Annotated in this window: 10 protein-coding genes; 1 reads left to right on the top strand and 9 read right to left on the bottom strand. The window is 41.7% G+C overall.

The window, feature by feature from the left end:
- Nucleotides 1–15 precede the first annotated feature (15 nt).
- The 3 genes from dnaG to SporoP8_RS16400 all read right to left on the bottom strand — a co-directional run bounded on the left by dnaG (nt 16) and on the right by SporoP8_RS16400 (nt 3,460).
- Nucleotides 16–1,824, bottom strand: coding sequence for a DNA primase (gene dnaG / locus SporoP8_RS16410; protein WP_085133507.1), 1,809 nt, complete (start codon nt 1,822–1,824; stop codon nt 16–18).
- Between the two features lie 167 nt (nt 1,825–1,991).
- Complete coding sequence (locus SporoP8_RS16405; RefSeq protein WP_085133506.1) at nt 1,992–2,810, bottom strand: pyruvate, water dikinase regulatory protein; 819 nt, start codon at nt 2,808–2,810, stop codon at nt 1,992–1,994.
- An 11-nt stretch (nt 2,811–2,821) separates the two neighbouring features.
- A complete protein-coding gene (locus SporoP8_RS16400) occupies nt 2,822–3,460 on the bottom strand; it encodes a transcriptional regulator CcpN (RefSeq protein ID WP_085133505.1) in 639 nt (212 codons plus the stop codon).
- 315 nt (nt 3,461–3,775) lie between these two features.
- Between SporoP8_RS16400 and SporoP8_RS16395 the strand changes: the two genes are divergently transcribed.
- Nucleotides 3,776–5,155 (top strand): glycine--tRNA ligase, encoded by a 1,380-nt coding sequence (locus SporoP8_RS16395; protein WP_085133504.1) that lies wholly within the window; start codon nt 3,776–3,778, stop codon nt 5,153–5,155.
- A 28-nt stretch (nt 5,156–5,183) separates the two neighbouring features.
- Here the strand turns inward: SporoP8_RS16395 and recO are convergent, their stop codons facing one another.
- The 6 genes from recO to SporoP8_RS16365 are packed head-to-tail and all read right to left on the bottom strand — an operon-like array spanning nt 5,184 to nt 10,301.
- The gene (recO, locus tag SporoP8_RS16390) at nt 5,184–5,978 is read right to left on the bottom strand and encodes a DNA repair protein RecO (RefSeq protein ID WP_085133503.1); all 795 of its coding nucleotides are present in this window, start codon (nt 5,976–5,978) and stop codon (nt 5,184–5,186) included.
- Nucleotides 5,979–6,008: 30 nt separating this feature from the next.
- The gene (era, locus tag SporoP8_RS16385; RefSeq protein ID WP_029054691.1) at nt 6,009–6,917 is read right to left on the bottom strand and encodes a GTPase Era; all 909 of its coding nucleotides are present in this window, start codon (nt 6,915–6,917) and stop codon (nt 6,009–6,011) included.
- The gene (locus SporoP8_RS16380) at nt 6,898–7,311 is read right to left on the bottom strand and encodes a cytidine deaminase (RefSeq protein ID WP_085133502.1); all 414 of its coding nucleotides are present in this window, start codon (nt 7,309–7,311) and stop codon (nt 6,898–6,900) included. Before SporoP8_RS16380 ends, era begins: the two co-directional genes overlap by 20 nt.
- 28 nt (nt 7,312–7,339) lie before the next feature.
- Complete coding sequence (locus tag SporoP8_RS16375) at nt 7,340–7,690, bottom strand: diacylglycerol kinase family protein (RefSeq protein ID WP_085133501.1); 351 nt, start codon at nt 7,688–7,690, stop codon at nt 7,340–7,342.
- Nucleotides 7,691–7,694: 4 nt separating this feature from the next.
- Nucleotides 7,695–8,168 (bottom strand): rRNA maturation RNase YbeY, encoded by a 474-nt coding sequence (gene ybeY, locus SporoP8_RS16370; protein WP_085133500.1) that lies wholly within the window; start codon nt 8,166–8,168, stop codon nt 7,695–7,697.
- Nucleotides 8,169–8,183: 15 nt separating this feature from the next.
- Complete coding sequence (locus SporoP8_RS16365; RefSeq protein ID WP_085133499.1) at nt 8,184–10,301, bottom strand: HD family phosphohydrolase; 2,118 nt, start codon at nt 10,299–10,301, stop codon at nt 8,184–8,186.
- Between the last annotated feature and the right edge of the window lie 24 nt (nt 10,302–10,325).

Genomic DNA, 10,325 nt, shown 5'->3' with positions numbered 1-10,325 from the left:
AGTGACTATACCTCCTTACAGAACCTTTAACGATCTCACAAGCTGGATTACTTCCGAGGCCAACTCCATTGCTTTCAGTAGGTCGTTCCTTTTTTCTGCTTCTTTTGATTCATGTCGTTTTTGATCAATTAGACGTTTGATTTGATTTTTTTTCAAATGACGGATACAGTCATTCACTTCTTGTGTAATATGCTCCTGTGAACGTTCAGTTAAGATGGCTTCCATGACTACTTTCTTTAGTTGCCGGTCTTCCAACGTTTCTGCAAATCGCTGATAGTTTGGCAAATCATATTGTTCATAAAACGCTGCTAACTTAAAGAATATTTTGATGATATCATCTCGCACAAATAAATCTTGAAGTTCCAGTCGTTTTTCCTCGAATAGATCTGCGTCCATCAGCAGATGCGCAAGAAGTAATTGTTCCGCACGATCTGTTTCCGCACGATTCACCGGGGCTCTCGTAACTTGTACAATTCTGCCTTCATCAGGACTTGTATCTCGTGATTGTTTCGCTTTCTTAGCAATCGACTTGGTGAATTCTTGACCAAGTGACTCTTTTGAAGCATGTGTTTCATTGTGGAGTTGCTGGATCAATAAATCCTTCTCGATAGGAGAACAACGGTGAGCCAGTTCGTCAAATACTTCGTGTACATATTGCTTGATATCATGATCAACGGATAAATTCTTATCTCTTCTATAGTAGGCCGCTACGAAAGAAATATAAGATAACGCTTGATCAAGCACCTTTTCTGAAAATACTTCTGAACCATGCTGACTGATATAATCATCAGGATCCATTTTATCAGGTAAGGTGGCAATCAGTACATCCATTCCGCTATCCATTAATTGGTCAGCAAATCGTTTGGCAGCCCCCCAGCCAGCTGAGTCACCATCGCAGCAAATGACGATCTTTTTTGCCATTCGCTTCAATTTCACGATATGATGCGCGGACAATGCAGTACCCATAACAGCCACTGTATTTCCTATTCCGCCACGATCTGCTGCAATCGTATCCATGAAACCTTCGAATAATACTACTTTACCCGTTTTTCGAACATTAAGACGTGCACGGTGAAAATTAAACAAAACCTTACTCTTTTCAAAGACGGGAGTTTCTGGACTATTGATATATTTAGCGTCAGAAGAAGAATCCTCCAACCTTCTGCCGGAGAATGCGATTGTTGCACCATTATCATCCTGAATCGGAAACATGATCCTTCCTCTGAAACGGTCAAAATAACCTGAGCCATCTTCTTTATGGAAACAAAGCCCTGCCGTTTCCATTTCCTTCATATCAAAACCTTGTCTCTTTAGCAGTGCCGATAAGGCATCTGATTGAATGGGAGACCATCCTATTTCATACTGTTCTATCTCGTCACGCGTAAATCCTCTTTTTTCTAGATATTCTAATGCTTTTTCGCCTTCTATGGTGTTTAAGAGCAGATGGCTATAAAAATTAGCAGCCAGTGTGTAGGCTTTCAGCATTTTTTGATTAGACGAGGAATTTGACGCTTGGTTGTCTGTTTGGGAACTCTCCAATTCTAATCCCATTCGGCTGCCTAGTTTGACGATGGAGTCGATGAATGACCGGTTTTCCATATCCATCATGAACGTGATGGCATTTCCGCTTGCGCCGCAACCAAAACAATGGAAAAGCTGCTTGTCTTCGGAAACAGAGAAAGACGGACTGCCTTCTTCATGGAACGGGCAAAGTCCAAACCAGTTTTTACCTCTTTTTGCTAATTGGACATATTCGCTGATCAAATCGACGATGTCGGTTCCTGAACGGATTTCCTCAATTGTATCATCAGATATTCTTGTCATTCTATCACCATTTCCACTCTATATACATAAATTCTAGACGCTTCACAAAAATCCTTCTTTATCGACATTTTTTGCTATAAATATTTTCAGTATCTGCATTTATGTCACATTTATGACATGTTAGTCGAGTGGAGACACACAGAAAAAAGAAGACCCAACTAGTTCTTTCAGTTGGCCTTCCTTGCTAAAAATGCTTTAAGAATCGTATTGGCTGTCTCTTCTACCGCGCGATTCGTCACATCGATGACTTCACAACCGACACGTGTAGTAATTTCATTGAAATAGTCAATCTCTTGTTGAATACGTGCTATTTTCGCATAGTTTGCATCATCTTTCAAGCCTAATGTCTTCAAGCGAGATTTCCGAATCGAATTCAATTGCTCAACGGAAATACATAGGCCAAAGCACTTTGCAGGATCAATAGAAAAAAGTTCTGACGGCGGGTCCACTTCTGGCAGAAGCGGTACGTTGGCCACTTTAAAACCTTTATTCGCAAGATATTGAGATAACGGCGTTTTGGATGTACGCGATACACCGATTAGGACCATATCCGCTTCCAATATGCCACGTGTATCTCTTCCGTCATCATAGCGAACTGCAAACTCGATGGCTTCAATCTTCTTAAAATAATCATCATCCAACTTCCTGACAAGACCGGGCTCTTCAAATGGTTCTTGTTTCAACTGGTCTCCCATCTTCTCAATCAATGGACCGAGCAAGTCTACGAAAGGTACTTTCAATTCTTCACAAAGTAGATGTAGCTGCTCTCTCATCTGGCTTTTGACTAAGGTAAAGACAATCAATGCTTGCTGTTGCTTTGCTAAGAATACAATCTCTTCCAATTGTGAATTCTCTTCTATATACGAAAATCTTTTTATTGAAACCGTCTCCAAATCGTGTCGAAATTGACTCGCAGCCGCTTTCGTCACAAGACCTGCAGTTTCCCCGACAGAATCGGAGACAATAAATAATGTGAATTTTGTCATGCAGTCACTCCTCATACATCTTGATCTTCCACTAATGAAAGAAAAGCGGCAGTAATATTTGTTTTCGTCACCCGTCCCATTACTTCTAGTCCTTTTTCACGCTCTTGAACGATAGGCAATGAATCGATTTGACTGTCCATCATTTTTTTGGCAACGGAAATGAGTGTGTCTTCTTTTTTGCAATATGTGACATTCGGCATTCTTGTCATAATGACATGCACGGGTATCTTTTCTAATTCTGTTCTTCCGATGCTCGTTCTCAGTAAATCCTTTCGTGACACAACGCCTGTCAATAACGACTGTTGGTCCACCACGAATAGCGTACCTACATCTTCTAAAAACAGCTGGCAAATCGCGTCATAGACAGATAGATTTTCAGTGATGACGACTGGCCTCGATTGGTAATTGGCTACAATCATATCCACCATGCCATCTGCAACGGATTTGATAGGTTTCTTGCCAGAATAGAAATAACCTACACGCGGTCGTGCATCCAAAAATCCAGCCATCGTCAAGATTGCCAAATCCGGCCGGATCGTAGCGCGCGCCAAATGTAAACGCTCAGCAATTTGCTCCCCTGTAATCGGACCGTTTCCTTTGACGATGTCGAGGATTTCATTCTGACGTGTATTTAATTCCAAACATGTCACCGCCTTCAGACTTCAAAGTTGTATTTACTGTCTAATTATATATCAACACGCTCGCTATTGCGAAGAAAGGAGAAGCATGCTAAACTAATTTTGAATCAAGTAAACGAAGAACGGTCAATAAGTAGTGTATATTTTGAGCGAACAGGGATAGTGAAAGCCTGTACCTACACGAAAACGGCAGCCGGGAGTTGAAACATTCATTATGAAAGTGGGTTGAAAAACCAATCGGGGTGGAACCGCGGGTTATCATGCACTCGTCCCCGGACATGATCTATGTCCGGAGACGTGTGCTTATTTTAATTGGAGGCGTTTAGAATGTTATCTATGGAACAAGTAGTCAATCTTTCAAAACAACGGGGGTTCGTATTCCCAGGGTCTGATATTTATGGTGGTTTGGCAAACACTTGGGATTACGGTCCTCTAGGTGTCGAACTAAAAAACAATATCAAACGCGCTTGGTGGCAGAAATTCATTCAGGAATCACCTTATAACGTAGGTCTTGATTCCGCAATCCTGATGAACCCGAAAGTTTGGGAAGCATCCGGTCATATCGGAAACTTCAATGATCCGATGATCGACTGTAAAAAATGTAATACCCGTCACCGTGCAGACAAATTAATCGAAGAAGCATTGGATGCAAAGGGAATTGAAATGGTCGTCGATGGCCTACCGTTTGATAAAATGTTCGATTTGATTCAAGAACACGAAATCAAATGTCCTACATGTGGTGCGTTGGATTATACGGAAATCCGTCAATTCAACTTAATGTTCAAAACAAGCCAAGGCGTAACAGATTCCTCTGCGAACGAAATTTTCCTACGTCCTGAAACGGCACAAGGAATCTTCGTGAACTTCAAGAATGTTCAACGCTCTATGAGAAAGAAAGTACCTTTTGGTATCGCACAAGTAGGAAAAAGTTTCCGTAACGAAATCACACCGGGTAACTTCACATTCCGTACTCGTGAATTCGAACAAATGGAACTTGAATTCTTCTGTAAACCAGGCGAAGATGAGCAATGGTATAAGTACTGGATTGACCAGTCTGAAGGATTATTATTGAAACTTGGTTTGAAGAAAGATAATATGCGTCTACGCGAACACAATGAAGATGAGCTATCCCACTATTCTAAAGGAACTGTGGATATCGAATACAAATTCCCATTTGGTTGGGGAGAGCTATGGGGGATCGCTAACCGTACGGACTTCGATTTGAACCGTCATATGGAATATTCAGGCGAAGACTTCCATTACCAAGATCCAATTACGAATGAAAAATACGTACCTTACTGTATCGAACCTTCCGTTGGTGCGGACCGCGTAACGTTGGCTTTCCTATGTGACGCATTCGATACGGAAGAACTTGAAGACGGCGATACACGTACTGTTCTTCGTTTCCACCCAGCATTAGCGCCAATCAAAGCAGCAGTCCTTCCATTATCCAAAAAGCTTGCGGATGATGCACAACAAGTATATGCGGAGCTTTCAAAGCATTTCCCAGTACAATATGATGATTCTCAATCCATCGGACGTCGTTACCGTCGTCAAGATGAAATCGGAACTCCATTCTGTATTACATTTGACTTTGATTCGTTGGAAGACAAACAAGTGACTGTTCGTCACCGTGATTCCATGGAGCAAGAACGCATGCCTATTGAAGACGTTACAGCATATATTCAAAAACACCTACAATTTTAATTATAAAAAAGCCCAGAAGAAGTTGGCATCAGCCTTCCACTTCTGGGCTTTCTTTCGTTCGTTCATTTGGTTTTTGCAATTCAGGTGTACGTTCCAGTTGCTCAATGAACTTTCTGGATTTCAGAAAGATTCCTGTTTGTTCTTGATAAATCGTTGAAACAAGCTTCGCCATAAACGTCTTCGTCGGTTTCTTCAACGTCAGTTTGCCAATCTGATCGAGTGGAACATTGTAAAACATTCGGATCAATTTGATTTGTGTAGGAGATAGACGAATGATATACGGATCGACGTTAAAGCAACGATGACAAAGAAAACCTATCTGTTGGAAAGAAAAAGCGAATTCTCCTTCTGTAGCGCCGCAACTTGCACACTCATGAAGTATAGGATGTATTCCTGCAACCGGCAACATCTTCCACTGAACGAAAAGTGATATGGCTTCCGCGTCATAGCCCTCTTCCAGAGCATTAAAAGACTCGTCAAGCAAACGAAATATGCTCGCATTTGGCTGTTCAGATTCTGTGAGACGATCAAGCAATTCTACAATCAACCCCGCATAGGCCGTCGTCTCTAGATCCGAACGAATGTGCCGAACACTGCTGATGAGCTCACCTTGCTCAAGCGACCCCATGCCCCTGCTTGCACGAACAAGAAAATAGCCATGAGTAAAGGTTTGTGTAATGGCTGCTAAGCGACTCGCAGGCTTTTTCGCACCTCTTGCCATCGCCGTGATCTTCCCCGCTTCTTTCGTATAGATCGTCACAATCTTATTGGATTCTCCGTAAGGGATACTTTTGATAATATAGCCTTCCAATTTATTCAGCAACACGCTCTCTCCTTTAGCAGGACAGACAGCTTAGTAGTCTTCCTCGTTAAATCCAAACTCTTTCAAACGACTCGGACGGTTACGCCAGTCTTTTTGGACTTTCACCCATAGCTCTAAATACACTTTATGGCCCAGCAACATTTCGATATCTTTTCTTGCTTTCACGCCGACTTCTTTTAGGAGCTTTCCACCTTTACCAATGACAATCCCTTTTTGTGAATCTCGTTCCACTATAATGGTCGCGCGGATATGCGTTTTGTCGGTTACTGGATCTTGCTCAATACTTTCAATCGCCACCGCAATCGAGTGCGGAATTTCTTCGCGTGTAGTGTGCAATACTTTTTCACGGATCATTTCGGAAATGATGAAACGCTCTGGGTGATCCGTTACTTGCTCTGCATCATAAAATTGTGGACCTTCTTCTAAATAACTTTCTAGCGTTTCCACCAATCGTTCAATATTATTGCCATTTAGTGCAGAGATTGGAACGACTTCTGCAAATTTCATTTCATTTGTATATGATGTGATGATCTCGAATAATTGATCAGGATGCACTAAGTCGATTTTATTGATGACCAAAAATACAGGCGTCTCCGATTTCACGAGCCACTCCATAATAAATCTGTCACCTGTTCCGATTTTTTCATCCGCATTGACCATAAACATGATCACATCGACTTCGCTCAGCGTACTGCGTGTCACTTTCAACATGAAGTCGCCAAGTCGATGTTTCGGTTTGTGGACACCTGGTGTATCTATAAAAATCATCTGAGACGTATCGGTTGTGACAATTCCCTGTACTTTGTTTCGTGTTGTTTGTGGCTTGTCGCTCATGATCGCAATTTTTTGACCGACCATGCGGTTGATAAATGTAGATTTCCCTACATTGGGACGTCCGATGATGGAAATAAAGCCTGACTTAAAGTTGTTCTTCTGCATAATCTAAATCCTCCTTGGAAAAAGCACCCGGCAATAGCTGGTCTACTGTTGTTTCTTGTATATGACCTTTCAAATTCGTCAAGTATACAGGCATGTTCGGCGCACAAAATTCTGCAATGACTTGACGGCAAGAACCGCACGGCGCGATCGGGCCTTCCGTATCGCCAATTACTGTAATCGACTTGAACGATGTGACACCTTCAGATACCGCTTTGAAAATAGCTGTTCTCTCTGCACAATTAGATAAGCCATACGCAGAGTTTTCAATATTGCATCCATGATAAATAGTACCATCGCTTGCCTCTAATGCAGCACCTACTGGAAATTTTGAATAAGGTACATAGGCCGTTTTCATCGCTAGCTTTGCTTCATTCATTAATTGTTCTACTTGCATCTAATTACCACCTCTTCATTCGATCTTATTATCCAAACCATTTTGGAAAGAAAATTATACAGCCGATGATTGCACTGGCTATGGCAAACACGAAAACGGAACCAGCTGCAATATCTTTTGCTTTTTTAGCTAGCGGATGGAATTCGGTTGTGACAAGATCCACAACGTATTCCACTGCAGTATTCATTAATTCAAGCGCCATTACACCTGCAATGACGATAAAAATAATCATCCATTCTATTTGTGAAAGGCCGGTGAACCAGCCTGCAATCAACACGATCATAGCTGATAAACCGTGCGATTTCATATTCCGGCCTTGCCTAAAGCCGTCTTTAATGCCTTCCCACGCAAAGATGAAAGACTTCAAGAAATTCTGCATAGACTCACTGCCGATCCAAACCGAATGCAGTTAAAATCTCTGTCTGTCTGCCGAACATCTCACGTTCTTGTTCTTCATCGAGATGATCATATCCGAGTAGATGCAAGAATCCATGTAAAGCAAGAAACCCGAGTTCCCGCTCGAACGAATGATTGTACTCAATTGCCTGACGTTTTGCAGTATCGATGGAAATCAAGATGTCCCCTAGCACAACAGGCATATCGCTTTCATGAACAATCGCCACTTCTCCTTCAGACAACTCTTCTAGCGCAAATGAAATAACGTCAGTTGGACGGTCTTTGCCTCTGTATTCAGCATTCACAGCTTGAATGGATTCATCGTCCATAAACGTAATAGACAACTCATACAGACCTTCCATTTTCTCCATTATGGACGCGTGAGTCAACAAATCCTTGATCAATGTTTCCGAACTTGGTTCCACGATTTCTGTTTCATCTTCGAAATAAAAATCTATCATAGTCGCTCTGCTCCTTTACTTATCGGGGTATTCAATACGATTATGAAATATCCCGTTTAACGTTTCATTAATTGCTTGTTTCACTAATTTAATTTCTTTTAACGACAAATCACATTCGTCAAATTGATCATCCTCTAATTTCCCTCGTACAATCGCGTTGACGAGCGTAGCAATTTTTTCAGGAGTCGGTTCTTTCATAGAACGCACCGCCGCTTCCACACTGTCTGCAATCATAATGACCGCATTTTCTTTCGTTTGCGGTTTCGGGCCGGGATAGCGAAAATCGTCTTCATTCACATCGGGATTGATTTCTTTCGCTTTCTGATAAAAGAACCGGACGCTACTCGTTCCATGATGCTGTCTTGCAATAGCTATAAGCTCTTTTGGCATACGATGCTTCTCCAAAATTTTCGCGCCATCTTCCGCGTGGGCTATAATCATATCACGACTTTTCTCGGGTGTCAGTGCATCATGTAGATTACGATCATTATGTTGATTTTCAATGAAGAATCCCGGATGTATAGTTTTCCCAATATCATGATAATAACTGCCGACACGCGCGAGCAATCCGTTGGCTCCAATTGCTTCACACGCCGCATCGGCTATATTCGCAACCATAATGCTGTGATGATATGTGCCCGGCGTCTCCACTAAAATTTTCTTTAGTAGCGGATGATTAGGATTCGAAAGCTCCACTAAACGCATATTAGAAAGCAAGTGGAAACTCGACTCGAAAAACGGCAATAATCCCATTGTCAAAGCTCCAGATAACAAGCCAGATGTGATAGCTGCCACGGCATAGAAAATCAGCTCTGGCGTTGTATAACTAGTCTGCGTCATTAACAAATAAAATATGATGAACATACTATTTGATCCCGCAACACCAACACTCGTCTGCAGAATCGTTGAACGTCTGCCATGTTCACTCAGTAAATAGATACTCACAATTCCACCGAATAAAATATACAGCGCTACTTCCATTTGCATGATTGCGGCCAAGCCTTCCTGCAGCATGATACCAGCTGTCGCAGAAGTAATAATTGTCGCAAGTACTGCTGAACGCTCATTAATCAATAACTTGATCAACATCGGTACGAGAGCCGTTGGAAATAAAAATGCAATGAGGACATCAAACTCATAATCGATGTAGCTGACGATTTTCATTAATACGACCGCCAGTAATAAAATAATACAGAAAATAACCAGAGCTTTCTTTTTAAATGCCTCATCTCTTTTGGACTTGCCGAAGTGTATAGCAATCAAACCTGACACAAACAAAATAAACAACACCGTTCCGAACATCGGTTTAAGTGAAGATTGATTATTAAGGACTCCAGAAAGCTTTAGTTGGTGATACACATCACGATCGATCAACTGTCCTTCACGTACGATGACTTGTCCTTGCAAAATACGGATGGCTTCAACTGAAGCTCGCGCATCCGCCTGATTTTTGACTGTCAATTCTTCATCGATTACTTCCGTTTCCACTACCGCCATTCGTCCTAGGGATAGTGCAACATCAAGCAAATCTCTTGGCAGTGTAGTAGTTTCTCGAATTCTACGCTCCACTTCATAACGATGCATCGGCACCTGTTCAGCTTTAAACGGCTTCGATAATTCTTTTCCCACTACAAGTGTCAATAATTCATGCAAATTATTTAGATCATCTTGTTCAGCCGAGAGCAGCTGTTTAAGTTGGTCACTTGTAACGGGTAAAAAAGTCTGTTCTTTTTCAAGTCCTTCCAACTTCTTTTGGAGCAATTTCATTTTAGATCCCGAGGTCATGTCTGGATCTTCACTCGCTTCGACTTTGACATCACTCACTGCAGTAAAGATTGAACCAAGGATAGCTTGGCGGTTTTTCATGACATCTTCTGAAAAACGATAGGAATTAGGTACCGCCTGTTCTGCCCGTACACGTTCAAGTTCGGTTTTCTCGATATCTTCTATTGTTTTAGGTGAACGTATAGTTTTCGGTGAAATCTCAAAAGCTGAAATTTCGTACGTTTCGTTTTGCGTGCTGCCATACATCAGAAAAAATAATAAGATACTTGAAAGAGAGACGACAAGAAGCAAAAGAAATGTAAATTTCACTTTTCTTAGGTGTGAAAGTAGTTCCTTTAAAGCTATCATGCAGTTGCCTCCTTTCAGCAAATG

Source organism: Sporosarcina ureae (assembly GCF_002101375.1).
GTDB lineage: Bacteria > Bacillota > Bacilli > Bacillales_A > Planococcaceae > Sporosarcina > Sporosarcina ureae_B.
Note: the sequence above shows the minus strand (reverse complement) of the source record. Positions and strands in the feature narration are given on the sequence as shown.